This window comes from Pseudoalteromonas sp. A41-2 (genome assembly GCF_015767615.1).
Lineage (GTDB): Bacteria > Pseudomonadota > Gammaproteobacteria > Enterobacterales > Alteromonadaceae > Pseudoalteromonas > Pseudoalteromonas lipolytica.
Window position 1 is genome coordinate 2,536,782 of the sequence record NZ_CP065231.1, and the last position, 18,006, is coordinate 2,554,787.

The 18,006-nt window shown below is 42.3% G+C and carries 14 protein-coding genes; 4 read left to right on the plus strand and 10 right to left on the minus strand.

The features are described from left to right. Positions 1–442: 442 nt before the first annotated feature. On the plus strand, positions 443–2,593 hold the full coding sequence (locus tag IT970_RS11465; protein WP_118844557.1) for a TonB-dependent receptor family protein: 2,151 nt from the start codon (positions 443–445) through the stop codon (positions 2,591–2,593). Between the two features lie 137 nt (positions 2,594–2,730). Here IT970_RS11465 and eno read toward each other — a convergent pair whose 3' ends face one another. From eno to rlmD, 5 genes are all read right to left on the minus strand, one after another. Further along, on the minus strand, positions 2,731–4,029 hold the full coding sequence (gene eno, locus IT970_RS11470) for a phosphopyruvate hydratase (RefSeq protein ID WP_036966640.1): 1,299 nt from the start codon (positions 4,027–4,029) through the stop codon (positions 2,731–2,733). Between the two features lie 102 nt (positions 4,030–4,131). Continuing rightward, positions 4,132–5,766, minus strand: a complete 1,635-nt coding sequence (locus IT970_RS11475) for a CTP synthase (protein ID WP_036966637.1) — start codon at positions 5,764–5,766, stop codon at positions 4,132–4,134. A 146-nt stretch (positions 5,767–5,912) separates the two neighbouring features. After that, the gene (mazG, locus tag IT970_RS11480; protein WP_036966634.1) at positions 5,913–6,713 is read right to left on the minus strand and encodes a nucleoside triphosphate pyrophosphohydrolase; all 801 of its coding nucleotides are present in this window, start codon (positions 6,711–6,713) and stop codon (positions 5,913–5,915) included. Beyond that, a complete protein-coding gene (relA, locus tag IT970_RS11485; RefSeq protein WP_036966631.1) occupies positions 6,713–8,872 on the minus strand; it encodes a GTP diphosphokinase in 2,160 nt (719 codons plus the stop codon). Before relA ends, mazG begins: the two co-directional genes overlap by 1 nt. Positions 8,873–8,880: 8 nt before the next feature. Beyond that, positions 8,881–10,206 carry a 23S rRNA (uracil(1939)-C(5))-methyltransferase RlmD gene (gene rlmD, locus IT970_RS11490; protein WP_118844558.1) on the minus strand — a complete coding sequence of 442 codons (1,326 nt, stop codon included), beginning with the start codon at positions 10,204–10,206 and terminating at the stop codon, positions 8,881–8,883. 80 nt (positions 10,207–10,286) lie between these two features. Between rlmD and barA the strand changes: the two genes are divergently transcribed. From barA to IT970_RS11505, 3 genes are read left to right on the plus strand one after another with little or no spacing between them, the layout of a single operon-like run. After that, positions 10,287–13,055, plus strand: coding sequence for a two-component sensor histidine kinase BarA (gene barA / locus IT970_RS11495; RefSeq protein WP_036969088.1), 2,769 nt, complete (start codon positions 10,287–10,289; stop codon positions 13,053–13,055). Between the two features lie 36 nt (positions 13,056–13,091). Next, positions 13,092–13,568, plus strand: coding sequence for an energy transducer TonB (locus tag IT970_RS11500; RefSeq protein WP_075593794.1), 477 nt, complete (start codon positions 13,092–13,094; stop codon positions 13,566–13,568). A gap of 12 nt (positions 13,569–13,580) precedes the next feature. After that, on the plus strand, positions 13,581–13,907 hold the full coding sequence (locus tag IT970_RS11505; RefSeq protein WP_074989036.1) for a hypothetical protein: 327 nt from the start codon (positions 13,581–13,583) through the stop codon (positions 13,905–13,907). A gap of 71 nt (positions 13,908–13,978) precedes the next feature. Here IT970_RS11505 and pdxJ read toward each other — a convergent pair whose 3' ends face one another. From pdxJ to lepB, 5 genes are read right to left on the minus strand one after another with little or no spacing between them, the layout of a single operon-like run. Then, positions 13,979–14,710: a pyridoxine 5'-phosphate synthase gene (pdxJ, locus tag IT970_RS11510; RefSeq protein WP_036966619.1), complete on the minus strand. Its 732-nt coding sequence runs from the start codon at positions 14,708–14,710 to the stop codon at positions 13,979–13,981. Between the two features lie 43 nt (positions 14,711–14,753). Continuing rightward, positions 14,754–15,440: a DNA repair protein RecO gene (gene recO, locus IT970_RS11515; protein WP_036966616.1), complete on the minus strand. Its 687-nt coding sequence runs from the start codon at positions 15,438–15,440 to the stop codon at positions 14,754–14,756. Between the two features lie 17 nt (positions 15,441–15,457). Further along, on the minus strand, positions 15,458–16,390 hold the full coding sequence (gene era, locus IT970_RS11520) for a GTPase Era (RefSeq protein WP_196857357.1): 933 nt from the start codon (positions 16,388–16,390) through the stop codon (positions 15,458–15,460). Further along, positions 16,380–17,057, minus strand: coding sequence for a ribonuclease III (rnc, locus tag IT970_RS11525; protein WP_036966612.1), 678 nt, complete (start codon positions 17,055–17,057; stop codon positions 16,380–16,382). Before rnc ends, era begins: the two co-directional genes overlap by 11 nt. A gap of 2 nt (positions 17,058–17,059) precedes the next feature. Continuing rightward, entirely contained in the window at positions 17,060–17,995 is a 936-nt protein-coding gene (gene lepB, locus IT970_RS11530) for a signal peptidase I (RefSeq protein WP_036966610.1), read from the minus strand. Positions 17,996–18,006 lie beyond the last annotated feature (11 nt).

Below are 18,006 nucleotides of genomic sequence, written 5' to 3' on the forward strand. Positions count from 1 at the left end.
CATTGATTGAGTATTTCGATGAGTGTTGTTTTATTTCACCTTTAAAGTCTTTTTTCGGCATTAAAACGCCTTCTATGTTTCGTATTGAGTCGTTTCTCGCAAAATAAATTGCACGCCGACACCTAATCCCCCCTGCAATACCCTACTTGTGGGCACGGTTTTCGCCGTGCAGGTTTAAACTTATAACCTGCAAGGGGTTAGCGTGTTATGCAGCAACACATATTACCTTTGCATCATACTCACCCAATTAGCACATCGTTAAGTATTACTTAACGAGGTCTCGCACATAAATAATACTACAATACTACTGTATTTATTATTTTCATTCTAATTCATGAACTTATGCTTTATATCAATTTTATTACAAATAGGATTGATTCGTATTACTTTACATGTTTAAATTGCGCCGGTTAAAAAAATCTAAACATACACAGGACGCACAATGAAACCTACGTTTATTGTTTCAACTCTTTCTACTGCCATAGCGTTATCACTTAGCGCTAATGCTTTTGCTAAAGATGTAACTAAAGAAGAAAAGAACTTCGAGCAAATTACTGTCATTGGCTCTGCATCTGCTATTAACGATATTCCGGGTTCTGCTACTTTCATCAGCGAGCAAGATCTTGAAAAGTTTGAATACACCGACATCTCACGTGTTTTAAGTGCGGTACCCGGTGTATACGTTCAAGAAGAAGATGGCTATGGTCTACGCCCTAACATTGGTATGCGTGGTACAGGTACTGGCCGTAACGATAAAATCTCTGTAATGGAAGACGGCGTTCTTGTTGCTCCTGCTCCTTACTCTGCACCATCGGCTTACTACTTCCCTACTATGGGCCGCATGGAGTCTATCGAAGTACTTAAAGGTGCTGCATCGGTTAAATATGGTCCACGTACAACGGGCGGTGTTTTAAACTTAGTATCACGCAGCTTACCGACCGAAGGTTCTAAAGGTTTATTAAACGCTGAACTAGGTAGCGATGGTTTTTACAAAGGCCACGCATACTTCGGTAAAAAGAAAAACAATGCAGCAGGCTTAGTTGAAGTATTCACTTACGGCGCAGATGGCTTTAAAGAATTACCGGTTGGTAGCGATAACTCTGGTTTTGAAAAGAACGACTTCTTATTAAAGTTTGGTTTTGATTTTGGTGATAACGAAGCTCACAGCCTTGAAATGAAAGTTAAATACTCAGACGAGCGCTCTGATGAAACTTACATGGGCTTAACCGATGCAGACTACCAAGAAAACCCATATCGTCGTTATGCAGCCTCGCAAAATGATGAAATGAACACACAACACAATGCATACCAAGTTAACTATGCATATCGCTTTGGTAAAGGTTACGAGTTACTTGCAACTGCTTACTTAAATGACTTCCACCGTAACTGGTATAAAGCGAGCAAAGTAAGCTCAAGCTACCTTGAACAGTACAGCGAATTTGAAGCAAACCCAACCAGCGAAGGTATCGAAGGGGTTGCTGTTAAAGCAAATAACCGTGACTACCAAGCGAAAGGTTTACAAACAGAGTTCCATATTCCTGCGGGTAACCACTACATTACAGTGGGTGCGCGTTACCACGAAGACGAAATGGATCGCTTCCAATGGCAAGACAAATACACGCTTAATCAAGACCTTTCAATGACGCTAACTGAAAAAGGCGTACCAGGTTCAGATAGCAACCGTGTAGATAGCGCTGAAGCAACAACGCTATTCATTCAAGATGAGTGGTCATTAGACGCATTAGTAATTAGCGCGGGTCTGCGTTATGAAGATATCACGATTAAACGTGAAGAATGGGCAAAATCAGATCCAACACGTGCAAACGGTTTAACTAAAAATATCAGCAACGACACTGAAATTTTAGTGCCGTCACTGGGCGCAACATACACTGTTAGCGATAGCTTAACGCTACTTGCCGGTATTCAAAAAGGGTATGCGCCAGCAGCACCAGGTAATGCGGTTCAAGAAGAAGAAGAGAGTGTTAACATTGAGCTTGGGGGTCGTTACGACTATGCAGGCTTTAATGGTGAAGTGATTTACTTTAACTCTGACTACACGAACATGCACGGTAACTGTACTGCTGCTGTAGGCTGTAACGACAATAATATTGGCGACCAGTACAACTACGGTGAAGTGTCGGTGTCTGGTTTTGAAGTGAGCGCCGGTAAAGTGTTTGCAACAGATACAGCCTCATTCCCTGTGCGTTTAACGTATACTTACACAAACTCTGAGTTTGAAAATGACTTTGAATCAGATCTTTGGGGCAGCGTTAAAAGTGGTGATGCTATGCCATATGTGCCAGAAAACCAGCTAGCGCTTTCGTTTGGTGCCGAGTTCTCAAGCTTTGTGTTTGATACGCAAATGCGTTATGTGTCTGATGCACACGCTGACTTATCAACTTCAGGTCGTAACGCAATTGACAGCCGTGTAGTGTGGGATTTAGCCGCTAAATACCTTATCGACGACAAACAAAAAGTATACCTAACGGTCGACAACCTGTTTGACAAGACCTACGTTGCAAACCGTGCAAACGGAGGTATTCAACCTGGTAAGCCACGTACCCTTCAAGTAGGTTACAGCTACTCTTTTTAATACCCAAGCGTATTAATAAGAAAGCCGCGTGATGAAAGTCACGCGGCTTTTTATTTTGCTTTTTTCAAGCATAACTTTTCACACATAAAAAAACCTCCCGCAGGAGGTTTTATCAGTCTAAATAAACGGTGTGTTTATTATTGACCTTTCACTTCTTTAAGACCATTGAAAGGTGCTTTTTCACCTAACGCTTCTTCAATACGAAGAAGTTGGTTGTATTTAGCAACACGGTCAGAACGGCTTAATGAACCTGTTTTAATTTGACCAGCCGCTGTACCAACAGCAAGATCTGCAATTGTTGCATCTTCTGTTTCACCTGAACGGTGAGAGATAACAGCAGTGAAACCAGCATCTTTTGCCATTTTAATCGCAGCAAGCGTTTCAGTTAATGAACCGATTTGGTTGAACTTGATTAGGATTGAGTTAGCAATACCGTTATCAATACCACGCTTTAAGATTTTCGTGTTTGTTACGAAAAGGTCGTCACCTACTAATTGAACTTTATCGCCAATTAGTTTTGTTTGGTGTGCGAAACCGTCCCAATCAGACTCATCTAGGCCGTCTTCAATTGAAACAATTGGGTACTGCTCTGTTAGGTCTTTAAGGAAATAGTTAAATTCTTCTGACGTGAATTTTTTACCTTCGCCTTTCAGGTCGTAGATGTTTGCTTCTTTGTCGTAGAACTCAGATGCAGCACAGTCTAGCGCTAAAGTAATGTCTTTACCTAGCTCGTAACCTGCATTTGCAACAGCCACTTTAATTGCAGCAAGTGCCGCTTCATTTGATTCAAGGTTTGGTGCAAAACCACCTTCATCACCTACTGATGTAGAGTGACCGTCTGCTTTAAGTACTTTTGCAAGACTGTGGAATACTTCTGCGCCCATGCGCAGTGCTTCACGGAAGTTTGCAGCGCCAACTGGCTGGATCATGAACTCTTGGATATCAACAGAGTTATCTGCGTGCTCACCACCGTTGATGATGTTCATCATTGGTAATGGCATAGAGTAAACGCCCGGCGTACCATTTAAGTCAGCGATGTGCTCATAAAGCTCAACACCTTTAGAGTTTGCAGCTGCTTTCGCTGTTGCTAAAGATACCGCTAAGATTGCGTTAGCACCTAATTTTTCTTTATTTTCAGTGCCGTCTAAATCTAGCATTACTTGGTCAACAGCTTGTTGATCAAGTGCGCTTTGGCCTTTAAGAGCCGCTGCGATTTCGTTATTGATATAACCTACCGCTTTTAAAACACCTTTACCTAAGTAACGTGCTTTATCACCATCACGTAATTCAAGCGCTTCGCGAGTACCTGTTGATGCACCAGAAGGTGCTGCAGCACGGCCCCATGAACCATCAGCTAAATGTACATCAGCTTCAACAGTTGGGTTACCACGCGAGTCCATGATTTCGCGACCAATCACTTTTACGATTTCTGACATCTTGATTCCTCTTTTCCCGAAAATGGTGAGTTTATGCCAACTTTGTTAATTCGTTGGCTTTTTAAAACAAATAAGCCGTGCATATAGCACGGCCTATTTAAATTACGATGACGCTTTTTGGTGAGTGTGTGCAGCTGCAACAAACCCTTCAAATAGCGGATGACCATCACGTGGTGTTGACGTGAATTCCGGGTGGAATTGCGCGGCAATAAACCAAGGGTGATCTTTATTTTCGATAATTTCGACTAGTTTCTTATCTTCAGATAAACCAGTGAAACTTAAACCTGCTTTTTCAAGCTGTTCTACGTAGTGGTTATTTACTTCGTAGCGATGACGGTGACGTTCAACAATTTCGTCACTACCGTATACTTCACTTACTTTAGAGCCTGGCGTTAAGTGACATTTTTGTGCGCCTAAACGCATTGTGCCACCAAGGTCAGACTGCTCATCACGTACTTCAACGTTACCGTCGGCATCTTGCCACTCGGTGATTAAGCCAACCACTGGGTGTGCTGATTTTGCATTGAATTCCGTTGAGTTTGCATCTGCAAGGCCTGCAACGTTACGCGCATACTCAATAAGTGCCACTTGCATACCTAAACAAATGCCTAGGTAAGGTACTTTGTTTTCACGTGCGTATTTAGCCGCTAAAATCTTACCTTCAACACCACGACCACCAAAACCACCTGGTACTAAAATAGCGTCAAGGTGAGAAAGCATCTCAGTGCCTTTGCTTTCTAAGTCTTGTGAATCAACGTATTCGATGTTCACTGTTAAACGGTTTTTAAGACCCGCATGCTTTAATGCTTCGTTTACTGACTTGTAAGCGTCTGGTAGTTCAATGTACTTACCTACCATACCAATTGTCACTTCACCCGTTGGGTTAGACTCTTGATATAATACTTGCTCCCACTCAGATAAATCTGCTTCTGGGCACTCAAGGTAAAAACGACGACACACAAAGTTATCAAGTTCTTGTGACTTAAGTAACGCAGGGATCTTGTAGATGCTTTCTACGTCTGGTAATGAAATAACGGCTTTTTCTTCCACGTTAGTGAAAAGTGCGATTTTCGCGCGCTCGTTATTAGGTAATTTACGATCAGAACGACAAATTAAGATATCTGGTTGGATACCAATCGAACGTAATTCTTTTACTGAATGTTGTGTTGGTTTCGTTTTAACTTCACCTGCAGGGCCTAAGAATGGCACTAGCGTTAGGTGAATAAACAATGCGCGCTCACGGCCGATTTCTGTGCCAAGCTGACGAATTGCTTCTAAGAACGGTTGTGACTCAATGTCACCCACTGTACCACCAATTTCAACGATGGCTACATCGCGACCTTCGGCACCGTCGTATACACGTTGCTTAATGTCGTTTGTGATATGTGGAATAACCTGAATTGTTGCACCAAGGTATTCACCGCGACGCTCACGTCGTAAAACATCTTCATAAACACGGCCTTGTGTGAAGTTGTTGCGGCTACTCATCTTAGTACGGATGAAACGCTCATAGTGACCTAAATCAAGGTCAGTTTCTGCACCGTCTTCAGTAACATATACTTCACCGTGCTGAATTGGGCTCATAGTGCCTGGGTCAACGTTGATGTAAGGATCCAGCTTTAAAATAGTCACGTTTAAACCACGTGCTTCTAAAATTGCGGCTAACGACGCTGCTGCAATACCTTTACCCAACGAAGAAACAACCCCGCCAGTAACGAAGATAAATTTTGTACTCATGCGAACCCTAGAATATCAGGAATTAAAAGGAATAATATAGAATCAAGACGGGGCGATATTATAGCAAAGGCACTGCTATCAATCCAGATAAAATTAGCAAATAAGTGCACAAAAAACGAGCGCGGCATTCCTGTCCCTATGCTGTGTCATTGTGGGTGCTTTTTAATGGCTTCCCACGCGCTGTCCATCTCTTCTAAACTGGCGGTCTCTAAACATTGCCCGCGCTCACTTAAATAAGCGGCCACTTTTTCAAAGCGTGCCATAAACTTAGCGTTAGCACTGCGTAATAATTGCTCAGGGTCGCGCTTAATATGACGGGCCACATTGACCGTTGCAAATAACAAATCGCCCAGCTCTTCTGCGCTGTGTTCTGAGTACGGATCATGCGCAAGCGCTTCTTTCACTTCCCCGACTTCTTCGGCCACTTTATCAAGTGCCCCCTGATAGCTTGGCCAATCGAAGCCAAGACTTGCCACCCGCTGCTGAATCTTTTTCGCCTTAGTAAGCCCTGGCATCGCATCGGGAATGTCTTGCCATAAACTCAGTTGCTGTGTGGGTGCTTTTTGCGCCCGCTCTTGTGCTTTTATTGCTTGCCACTGCTGTGATAATTCAGCCTCTGTGAGTGTTGTTTTTTCAGCGAACACATGAGGGTGCCTGCGCACTAGTTTTTCGTTTAATGTGCTGACAACGTCATTAAAATCAAATAGCCCCTGCTCTTTTGCAAGCTGCGCGTAAAACACAACCTGAAAGAGTAAGTCACCCAGTTCACTTTTAAGCTCACTCAACTCGCCCTTTTCAATGCAGTCAGCAACTTCGTAAGCCTCTTCAATGGTATGAGGCACTATCGATTTAAAATTTTGTTTTAAATCCCACGGGCACCCAGTATCTGGGTCCCGTAGTTTTTCCATGATCGCTAATGAGTCATCAATACTGTGTTTATCTGTCATTACGCATGCCCACGTTTTGCTTCATGGACCCCTTCAATTTGGTGAAGTTTAGACAACAAGCGGTTTGTGCTTGATAAGTCGTGAACTTCTACCTGCATTGAGAAAAGTGCTAATTGCTTGTCTTCGACTGTGTTGACGTTCATGTTCAGCACATTTACTTTTTCATTGGCAAGTACAGAGCTAATATCACGAATAAGCCCTGATCTATCGGTTGCCTCTACTTTAATGGTTAGCGTGTAAGAGCCATTTACATCGTCTGACCAACTTACTGAGATCACACGCTCTGGGTGCTTTTCTCGCAGTTTTTCAAATGAATCACAGTCTTCACGGTGAACGGCAATCCCCCGCCCTTGCGTGATATACCCAATAATTTCATCGCCGGGAACAGGGCGACAACATTTAGCCACGTGGCTCAATAAACTGCCGACGCCATCAACTACAATGCCATTTTTATCACCGTTGACACTTTTTGGTTTTTTAAACCTGATTTGTGGCTCGTCGTCATCACGGTCGCTAATAAAGTTAAGCAACTGATTAAGACGCACATCACCTGCGCCAACAGCAACCATTAAATCTTCAAGACCCCGCAAGTTAAAGCGCTCTATCGCGGGGGTAAGATCTTTGGTTGTAAGATCGAGCTTGTGTAGTTCTGTTTCTAGAATTTCTTTACCGGCACTTAAGTTTTTATCGCGGTCGAGCTGCTTAAACCAATGATGAATTTTCGAACGTGCTCGCGACGATTTAATATAGCCTAACGACGGATTTAACCAATCTCGGCTCGGGTTCGCTTGCTTTTGCGTTAAAATCTCAACCTGATCGCCCGTACTTAGTTGGTACGTAAAAGGCACAATTTTGCCAAATACTTTTGCGCCAATACACCGGTGCCCTACATTAGAGTGGATGTAGTAGGCAAAATCGAGCGGCGTCGCACCGAGTGGTAAATCAAAAATATCGCCTTTCGGGGTAAACACGTAAACACGGTCTTCCACCACCTGATTTTTAAGCTCTTCGGCTAAGTCGCTGCCATCAACAACTTCTTCTTGCCATTGCAGTAACTTACGCAACCAGCTAATTTTTTGCTCATAACCTGAGCCACGCCCCGGTAATGCGCCTTCTTTGTACATCCAGTGAGCCGCGACACCGAGCTCGGCATCTTGGTGCATCTCGCTGGTACGAATTTGAATTTCGACAGTTTTACCTTCAGGACCAAACACCACGGTATGAATCGATTGATAACCATTTTGTTTTGGCGTTGCAATGTAGTCATCAAACTCTTTATTTAAATGACGCCAGTTTGTGTGAACAATCCCCAAGGCCGCGTAGCAATCTTGCAAACGCTCAACCACAATACGCATGGCACGAATATCAAATAATTGATCGAACTCGTAGTTCTTCTGCGCCATTTTTTTATAAATGCTGAAAATATGTTTCGGGCGACCATACACCTCGCCAGCAATGCCCGCTTCTTGGAGGCGTGCTTTAACCAGTGCCACCATATTTTCCATGTAGGCTTCGCGGGCAAGCCGTTTATCGTCTAATTGCTTGGCAATATTTTTGTAGGTGTCTGGGTGCAAATAACGAAAAGATAAGTCTTCTAGCTCCCACTTAAGCTGACCTATCCCTAAACGATTGGCGAGTGGCGCAAAAATATCGCGCGTTTCTTTTGCTGCTATTACGCGCTCTTCTTCACTGCCATTTTTCACTTCGCGTAGGTAACACACTTGTTCAGCCAGTTTAATAACCACCGCACGCACATCTTCAACCATTGCCAAAAGCATACGGCGAATATTATCAATTTGAACGGTGCCTTTACCTTGATGTGCTAAGGTGCTGATGGTTGCCATTTGGCTCACACCAGTAAGCAGCAAGGCAACGTGGTTACCAAGCTTATCTGTTACTGTGTCGATAGAAATTTTTTCAGCTAAAAAATACGGCGTTAAAAAGGCGGTTGCCAATGAATCAGCATCTAAATTTAGCTCAGCTAAAATCTCCACCATTTCAATGGCCATATTCTGGCGTTTAACATCATCGCAATGCAGGCACAATTGATGCGCCTGTTCTAATAAGGTAGATTTATCTTCTGTTAGCGCTAACAGCTCTATACGGCTGGTAAAATCACTCGGCTTAGTAAGCTGATGTGACTGTCTAGTGGCTACCATAGTGCGCTTTACCTCCTGTGAAATAACGCCATCGTTTCAATATGCCCTGTATGCGGGAACATATTCATAAGCCCAATTTTTTCAATGCTGAAGCCTGCTTGTAAAATAATTGCACTGTCACGGGCTAAAGTAACAGGATCACAAGAGACATATAAAATCGTTTTAAACTGAGTAAGTGGTAACTGCTCTAAAATAGCCATAGCGCCAGTTCGTGACGGGTCAAGCACCAATACATCAATGTCTTTGCTGAACCACGCAGCTGATTGCATTGATTGAGTTAAATCAAAGCAATAAAAATCGGTATTCGATAATGAGTTAGTTTGCGCATTTTGTTTCGCTAATGCAACCGCAGAATCCACTCCTTCGACACCAATAACGTGTTTTGCATACTTTGCAATCAATAATGAAAAATTACCAATACCACAAAATAAATCCAATACCTGTTCATGACCCTGTAAATCAAGCCACTCTTTTGCTTGATGTAACATGGCTTGATTAACATGCGGATTTACTTGCACAAAGTTCTCTAAGCCAAACTCAAAGGTTAAGTCGTACTCTGGTATAGTGTAGTACGGCATTGGATGATGAGTGTGATCAATCTCACCGCTGTGTGATTGCCATACTAGGCACCATTGATACTCATCACAGGCTTTCTCAACAACCGTTTTAAGCGTATTGCTAATTGGTTTTGTATGGCGAATGACAACATAAGCGGCATTGTCTGCCTCGCACAGTTGTAAGTGACTAATACAGGTTAGCCCTGCGTGGTTATTTATCAGTTCATCAAAGACCGTAAATAACGCGCTAAATTTAGTTGAAAGCACATCACAACGCTCAATACTCACGAGCTGCTTTGACCCTTGAGCACGATAACCAACGCGCATTTTTTTCGCGGCTTTATCATGCATTACGGCAACACGTGCCGACCGTCTGTAATGACGCGCTTCACTAACAAGCGGCGCTTGCCAATTTAAATTCTCTGCTTTGGCAAATTTACTGAATAGCTGGCTCACAGCTGCTTGCTTTTCAACTAATTGCTGCGATGCATCGAGGTGTTGTAACTGACAACCACCACATACTTGATAATGCTGACAAAAAGGCGTTACTCGATGCGCTGACGCGCGCAATACTTTTTTGCAATCAGCACTGGCAAAACGTGCCTTATCGTCAATGAGCTGTGCTTTAACTTCCTCGCCGGGCAGCGCACCGTTCACAAAGCACACTTTACTGCCTTGCTTTGCAACACCTCGTCCTTGGTGATCCATGGCCGAAACGGTGAGTGTGAGCATTTTTTGTGAGACGGATTTCTTTTTAGCTTTGAAAATCTGTGCCATCGGGCAACACCTTAATTATTGATAAAGCGGGAGTAAGTATATACTCTTAAACTACGATAATAATGATAACAACATCTTTTATGACTAAATTTGGCTTACGTGACTCAGTCTTAACCCTCACACTTATACCGACTGTGATCATAGGCTTGTTGCTGGGCGGTTATTTTACAATAAATCGTTACATTGAGCTCGATGAAATTTTGTATCAACAAGGCGAGACCATCATTGAGCCGCTTGCTATTGCTGTAGAGCAACCTTTACTTAAACGAAATAAAGCGCTGTTAACTCGTTTAGTTAGTCATACTCACAACAAACACTCGCCTGCTATTCAATCTATTGCTATTTTTGATGAAAATAACGAGCTGGTTATTTTCAGTAAATACCAAAGTGAATTTAGAGAGCTGATGAACACGAACAAACCGATATTAGACGGTGTTCATATGCAAAGCTCAGAACATTATTTAACCTTTTCAACGGCTATTATTAATCATAGCCGCCAAGACATGATATGGAATCACCATAGTTATCAGGCTTCTTTAGGCACTGTGGTGATCATGCTCAATAAGCAGCAAGCCATCATTGGTCAACAACGTGCGTTATTAGTGAGTGGTGTAGTTATTTTACTGGCGCTTGTTTTAGCAACCGTGCTGGCGTTTAGATTATCGCGTATGTTTATTCAACCTCTTAATAAGTTAGTACTTGCTACAGATAAACTTAATGAGGGTAAAGTCGATACAGGCCTTGATCAAAAAATGTTTGGCGAATTTGAGCTCCTTCGTGAAGGACTTAATACGATTTCAGACACCATGGTGATGCAACGCGATGAAATGCAAAAGCACATTGACCAAGCCACTGCAGATTACCGAGAAACACTCGAACAGTACGAAACACAAAATATTCAGCTGAGTATTGCAAAAAAAGATGCTCAAGATGCCAACCGTGTTAAATCAGATTTCTTAGCGAAAATGAGTCACGAATTACGTACTCCTTTAAATGGGGTTATTGGCTTTACGCGTCAGCTATATAAAACGCCTCTGAATAAACACCAAAAGGATTACCTCGATACGATTGAGTTGTCTGCTAACAGCTTAATGACCATTATCAGCGATATTTTAGATTTCTCGAAATTAGAAGCCGGTGCGATGGAACTCGAATCGATGCAGTTTCAACTGCGCGATACCATCAATGAAGTATTAACATTGCTTGCTCCTAGCGCCCACGAAAAACAACTCGAGCTATCTATATTTATTCACCCGCAAGTGCCCGATAACTTAACTGGCGACCCGACTCGCTTTAAGCAAATTTTAATTAACTTACTCAGTAATGCGATAAAGTTCACCGAAAAAGGGTCTATTAAAGTCGATGTCGGTTATCGTTTGCTTGATGAAGAGCGAGCCTCTATTTTGGTGTCGGTAACCGATACCGGTGTGGGTATTCCTATGGATAAGCAAGATGCTTTATTCACACCATTTGGCCAAGCCGATTCAAGTATTACCCGCAAATTTGGCGGCACAGGCTTAGGGTTAATTATTACCAAGCATATTGTTGAAGCCATGAACGGCCGCATTACCTTAAACTCAGCCCCCGGTAATGGCACCTGCTTTACGTTTAATGCGGTGTTTAGAACGCCGTCTAATTCAATCACTAGTGACTTACCAACTCAATCACTGATTAATAAACGCATTCTATACTTAGAACCGCACGAACATACGCACCAAGCAACCTTGTCATTGTTGAATGAGTGGCAAACACAAGTTACCGCCTGTACCGATGAAGAAAGTTTCTTAAACGAGATAAACAAAGACTTTAGTTACGATATTTGTATTATCGGTCACACCGCAACAATCGATGATATGCAGCAGCTTAAAGGCTACGTTAAAGCGGTAAGACCTGTCACTGACTATTTATACATTATGCTCAATACGGTGTCGCATAATATGCGTGAAGCCTTTGTGGGTAGTGGTGCTGATGCCTGTTTAAGTAAACCACTTAATCATCGTAAATTATGTGAAGTATTAGCAGCCCCGTATCGCCTTGACCATCCGGTACACAATATTGAGCAAGGCGATGAAAAACTACTGCCATTAAAAGTGCTGGTTGTTGATGATAATGACGCAAATCTAAAACTTATTTGTACACTATTAGATGAACAAATTGAGCTCATTGATACCGCCCATAATGGTTCACAAGCCTATAGCTTAAGTAAAAGCCATAAATACGACTTAATATTTATGGATATTCAAATGCCTATTATGGATGGCATTACAGCGTGTAAGCTTATTCGTGAGTCATCACTTAATGAAGACACCCCAATTATTGCGGTAACAGCGCATGCGTTGGCTGGTGAAAAAGAGCAGCTGCTAAAAGATGGCTTTAAAGGTTATTTAACCAAACCGATTGACGAAGATATGCTAAAGCAGATCATTAGTGATCATAGCCCACAATCCCCTATTAACCGAGAGCGAAGCAAAACAGTTGCCGTTCAATCTGAACCTCCATTTGAGAGCACACGCCTAGATTGGCAGCTTGCGCTACAGCGCGCAGGCGGCAAAGAAGAACTCGCTCTTGAAATGCTCAATATGCTGTTACTCAGCGTGCCTGAGACCTTGCGTCTACTCAATGAAGCAATAGAAAATGAAGATTGCGAGCATGTACTTAGCATCGTGCATAAGTTCCATGGCGCATGTTGTTACACCGGCGTACCAAAGCTAAAATCGCTTGCCGAAACCCTTGAAACGTCACTAAAAGGCGATTGTGATTTAAATTATATTGAACCTGAATTATTTGAGCTTATTGACGAGCTGAATAATTTGTTAAGTGATGCAGGCATGGTAGAGCAGCAACGATAAAAGCCGCTCAATAAAACGATATAAAGGAATATATAAATGAAAAGTTATTTAATTTTAGCGGGCAGTTTACTTGCCTTTGGCTGTGCTTCAACTGCAGATAAACCGATGACACTAGAGTATGCGGATTTATCAGTTAGCTATGATGAATTGAAAACACCAAAATGGCAGCAACTTGAGCGCTTTCCTGCCAGATACCCAAAAAAAGCAGTTATCCAAGCAACAGAAGGGTGCGCGACCATTGAGTATGTTATTACGCCACACAATGAGATTAAAGATATTCAGGTAGTTGCCTCTACTCACCCTGTATTTGCCGATGCAGCAAAAGAAGTAATCACGCATTGGCACTGGAATGAGCTGCCGCAAAATATTACTGATAAAGCGGTGAAAACCCAAACTCGTTTTGATTTTTGTTTTGACACACCCGAGCAATCTTGTAGAACACTAAAACCTAATTATTCATGCCCTAGTCGCGATATTATTTATTCTACGGGTACACGAATTGTGAAGTATTAAAGGGAGCCTGCTTTGTATTTTATCTTACTTATTCTCTTTAGCGCTATTTCACTCACGTGGTTTTTCCTTCGCTATAAAAAACTAAGTAAAGAAGCTAATAACTACGTAAAAATCAATTACGCTGAGCAGTGGCAAACATACGAAAGTAAAGCCCGCTTAATGAGAGCAACACCCAACTCAATTGTGTTTCATTCAATTAAACAAGGCGAATTGTCGGCCATTAATGATGGTGTTTTAAAAAGCTTTAAGAAAAAGCATCAGTACATAGTCACTCTACTCTGTATTTCACCTTTGTTATCATCATTGCTTGCACAATTTATTGCGTATTTGATGAAATAAAAAGCGCGCTGGATACAACATCCACCGCGCTCTCAATTCAATACTTGCTTAAAAGTGCTTGAAGCTTATACTTACAAACGCGCCTCAATCATCAGGCGTTTCATATCACGTACTGCTTTGTCTAGACCATCAATCGCGGCACGCGCAATAATCGCATGACCAATGTTTAACTCGTAAATTTCTGGCATTGCAGCAATTGGTTTTACGTTGTGGTAGTGCAGGCCATGACCAGCATTTACAATTAAACCAAGACCGTGGGCGTATTGTACACCGCTGCGAATACGCTCAAGCTCTGTATGTAGCTCTTCGTCGTTTTCTGCATCTGCATACGCGCCAGTATGAATTTCTACATACGGTGCGTTACAGGCTTTAGCAGCATCAAGTTGCGCGTTATCAGCATCAATGAATAACGATACTTTAATACCCGCTGCCGTTAATTTTTCAGTCGCCGCTTTTACTTTTTCAAAGTTACCCACTACGTCTAGGCCGCCTTCTGTTGTTAGCTCTTCGCGTTTTTCAGGCACTAAACACACATAAGCGGGTTTTACTTCAAGCGCAATATCAATCATTTCATCAGTCACGGCAACCTCAAGATTCATACGCGTTTGAATGGTTTTAGCCATTACATACACGTCACGGTCTTGAATATGACGACGGTCTTCACGCAAATGAATGGTGATACCATCTGCACCGGCATGCTCTGCAACACTGGCTGCATGAGCAGGATCTGGGTAACTTGTGCCACGCGCTTGGCGTAAAGTGGCAATATGATCAACGTTTACACCAAGAAGAATATCTTTCATTTTTTTACCTGTTTAAAACAACGATTAACGGCTGCTATTCAGCCTACTTAATAAATAACTCACGACTTTTTAATGGCTTTTTACCGAGTAAAGGCTTGAGTAAGTAACGACTTAACTGCTTTGCCATATATAACACATCAGGCGCGCTGAAGTCATGGGCAGCAATGGCATTTAATTGCGCACCTGAAAAACCACTGTGCGGGTCGTCATGCAGCAAAAAGCCATATTCAGCAAAGTACTGGTAACTGGCACTGCCAATGATCTCATCACCGTGCGCGTCGACACTAAAATCAACCCCATAACCGAGCAATTCGAGTAACTGAAATTCATACGAACGTAACACTGCTTGCAAGTGTTGAGTACCCGATAAATCACTCAAGTGCTGTTTATACAAATGGTAAACACTTTCCATGGGTTCATTGATAGGTACGATACGATTGGTTAATTCGTTTAAATAAAATCCACAATACAACTCATTCCCCGTGAGCATGGTTTGCGTGCCATGGGGTTCAAAACGATTAATGTATTTTAAATCTGATTTACCGCTGTATTGTACCAGCAGTGATTGGAAAGGTTGCAGTTGTGCTTTATGTTTAGTGGCCTGGCGACCACTAATTCGGGCCAGCATTCTAAGCTGACCCACGCCTTCTACCAGCATATCAAGCATTACTTGTGAGTCACTAAATGGACGTCGGTGCAACAAGTATGCTGTGTAGAAATCGCTATCCATGGCGTCTCAAGCTAAGCTTAATCTTCACCATAGCCTAAGCTGCGTAGCGCACGCTCATCATCAGCCCAGCCAGACTTCACTTTAACCCAAAGTTCTAAAAATACTTTGTTATCAAGCATCTCTTCAAGGTCTTTACGTGCTTCACGGCCAATAACTTTTAGCTTTTCGCCTTTATTGCCAATAACCATGCGTTTTTGCGTTTCACGCTCAACTAAGATCAGGCCATTAATTTGCCACACGCCGTTATCGAGCCATTTAAACTGCTCTATTTCAACGGTAACAGAATACGGTAATTCATCACCCATAAAACGCATTAGCTTTTCACGGATAACCTCTGCCGACAAAAAACGCATCGAACGGTCTGTCACATAATCTTCAGGGAAGTAAAACTCACACAGCGGAAGACGCTTGGTTACTTCTGCTTTTATAAGCTCAATGTTTTTACCCTGTTTTGCTGAGACAGGAATAATGCCAACAAAATCAAATTTATTGCCTAAAAACTGCATGTGCGGAAGCACTAAGTCGCGGTCTTTTACTTGGTCAATTTTATTCATAACCAATAACACTGGACGACCACTTTGACGGACTTTATTCAGTACCATCTCGTCATCTTCATTCCAGTGAGTGCCTTCAACCACAAAAATAATCAGCTCTACATCACCAATCGAACTGGATGCAGCACGGTTCATTAAACGGTTAATGGCACGCTTTTCTTCAACATGTAGACCCGGTGTATCAACGTAGACTGCTTGGTATTTACCTTCAGTATGAATACCCATAATACGGTGACGCGTGGTCTGTGGTTTGCGCGAGGTAATACTCACCTTTTGCTCAACAATGTAGTTAAGTAAGGTCGATTTACCCACATTTGGACGACCAACAATGGCCACCATCCCACAGTGCGTATCAAGCTCTGCAGGTTCTTTGCTAATTAAATCATCAAGATTCATTTTTAAGTATCTTTAAGGCTTTTTCAGCAGCTTTTTGCTCGGCTTTACGACGCGAGCTCCCTACTGAGATAATGCTATCCATCCCTTCAACAATACATTCAACCGTGAATGTTTGATTGTGCGCTTGGCCTTTTGTATCAATGACAGTGTAGCCCGGTAACGATAATTTGCGCGCTTGTAAGTACTCTTGAAGTAATGTTTTTGGATCTTTTTGGTTTAAGCCAGGAGAAATTGCATCAAGGCGTGATTCATACCAATTTAAGATTAACTCACCACATTGTTCAATGCTTGAGTCTAGGAACACGGCACCAATAATGGCTTCTACTGCATCGGCAAGAGTCGATTCACGACGGAAGCCACCACTTTTCAGCTCGCCAGGCCCTAAGCGTAAGTAATCGCCCAGACCAAATTCAAGGCCAAACTCAGCCAGTGTTTGACCACGTACTAAGGTTGAGCGCATGCGGCTTAAGTCGCCTTCACGTGCTTTTGGAAATTTAGTATAAAGCGCATTCGCAATCACGAAGCTCAAAATCGAATCGCCTAAAAACTCTAAACGCTCGTTATGTTGACCTTTGTGGCTGCGGTGCGTCATTGCCTGTTCAAGCAAAGCTTGATCAGTAAATGTATAACCTATTTTGTTGTATAACTCTGTTACGTTTTTTTTCATCGTTACTGAATATTACCTAGGCGTTCAAAACGAACACCAGTTGGAACCCAGCCTGGTAAAAAGTCATCTGGGCCATTTTCAAATTCAAAACTCATCCATATAAAGACGGCTTTACCTACCAAGTTTTCTTTTGGCACAAAGCCCCAAAAGCGACTGTCTTGGCTGTTATCACGGTTATCACCCATCATAAAATAATGATCGGCAGGAACAACCCACTCGTCAGAGCGTGTACCCGGTTGTTGATAATAACGGCCTTTCATTTCAAGCGCCTCTGGGTTAATCAAAATGTTGTGATTCAATGGGCTTAGGTTTTCTTCTAAACGCACTAAATTCATTGACCCTTGCTTGAACTCGTCACTATTGAGAATTTCCATATCTATTTTATTGTATTCATTACACAGCAAATCACCTTGCTGTTCGACACCTTCTTCACATTTTGGCTGAATATAAAGGTGTTTATTGCGATAAACAATTTTATCGCCAGGTAAACCAATGGCACGTTTAATGTAATCAATACGCTCATCTAATGGGTATTTAAATACCACAATATCACCGCGTTCTGGCTCATCCACATCCACTAGTTGGGTGCGCCAAATTGGGTCTTTAATGCCGTATGAGTACTTTTGTACCAAAATAAAGTCACCAACAAGTAATGTTGGCATCATTGAGCCTGATGGAATTTGAAACGGTTCAAAAATAAATGAACGGAAAATAGTAATAGCCGCAATCATCGGAAAGATTGATTTAGCCGTTTCAGTAATACTTGGCTCTGGTGCAATTAATGCAGCGGTTTCTTCGTCTAATTCACCACCCGCCGCGTTTTGAGCAAGGGCGATACGCTGTTGACGTTTAGGCGCAAACATAAAGTGGTCAATTAACCAAATTAAGCCTGAGCCTAGTGTTAACAACACTAAAAAAATCGAAAAGTAACCCGCCATGCATTAATTCC

What these genes read in the sequence shown, in the direction of transcription:
- era (WP_196857357.1), bottom strand. Translation starts at nt 16,390, where the DNA reads ATGAATCTTGATGATTTAATTAGCAAAGAACCTGCAGAGCTTGATACG.
- recO (WP_036966616.1), bottom strand. Translation starts at nt 15,440, where the DNA reads ATGGATAGCGATTTCTACACAGCATACTTGTTGCACCGACGTCCATTT.
- relA (WP_036966631.1), bottom strand. Translation starts at nt 8,872, where the DNA reads ATGGTAGCCACTAGACAGTCACATCAGCTTACTAAGCCGAGTGATTTT.
- rnc (WP_036966612.1), bottom strand. Translation starts at nt 17,057, where the DNA reads ATGAAAAAAAACGTAACAGAGTTATACAACAAAATAGGTTATACATTT.
- IT970_RS11475 (WP_036966637.1), bottom strand. Translation starts at nt 5,766, where the DNA reads ATGAGTACAAAATTTATCTTCGTTACTGGCGGGGTTGTTTCTTCGTTG.
- rlmD (WP_118844558.1), bottom strand. Translation starts at nt 10,206, where the DNA reads ATGGCACAGATTTTCAAAGCTAAAAAGAAATCCGTCTCACAAAAAATG.
- eno (WP_036966640.1), bottom strand. Translation starts at nt 4,029, where the DNA reads ATGTCAGAAATCGTAAAAGTGATTGGTCGCGAAATCATGGACTCGCGT.
- pdxJ (WP_036966619.1), bottom strand. Translation starts at nt 14,710, where the DNA reads ATGAAAGATATTCTTCTTGGTGTAAACGTTGATCATATTGCCACTTTA.
- lepB (WP_036966610.1), bottom strand. Translation starts at nt 17,995, where the DNA reads ATGGCGGGTTACTTTTCGATTTTTTTAGTGTTGTTAACACTAGGCTCA.
- IT970_RS11465 (WP_118844557.1), top strand. Translation starts at nt 443, where the DNA reads ATGAAACCTACGTTTATTGTTTCAACTCTTTCTACTGCCATAGCGTTA.
- mazG (WP_036966634.1), bottom strand. Translation starts at nt 6,713, where the DNA reads ATGACAGATAAACACAGTATTGATGACTCATTAGCGATCATGGAAAAA.
- IT970_RS11500 (WP_075593794.1), top strand. Translation starts at nt 13,092, where the DNA reads ATGAAAAGTTATTTAATTTTAGCGGGCAGTTTACTTGCCTTTGGCTGT.
- barA (WP_036969088.1), top strand. Translation starts at nt 10,287, where the DNA reads ATGACTAAATTTGGCTTACGTGACTCAGTCTTAACCCTCACACTTATA.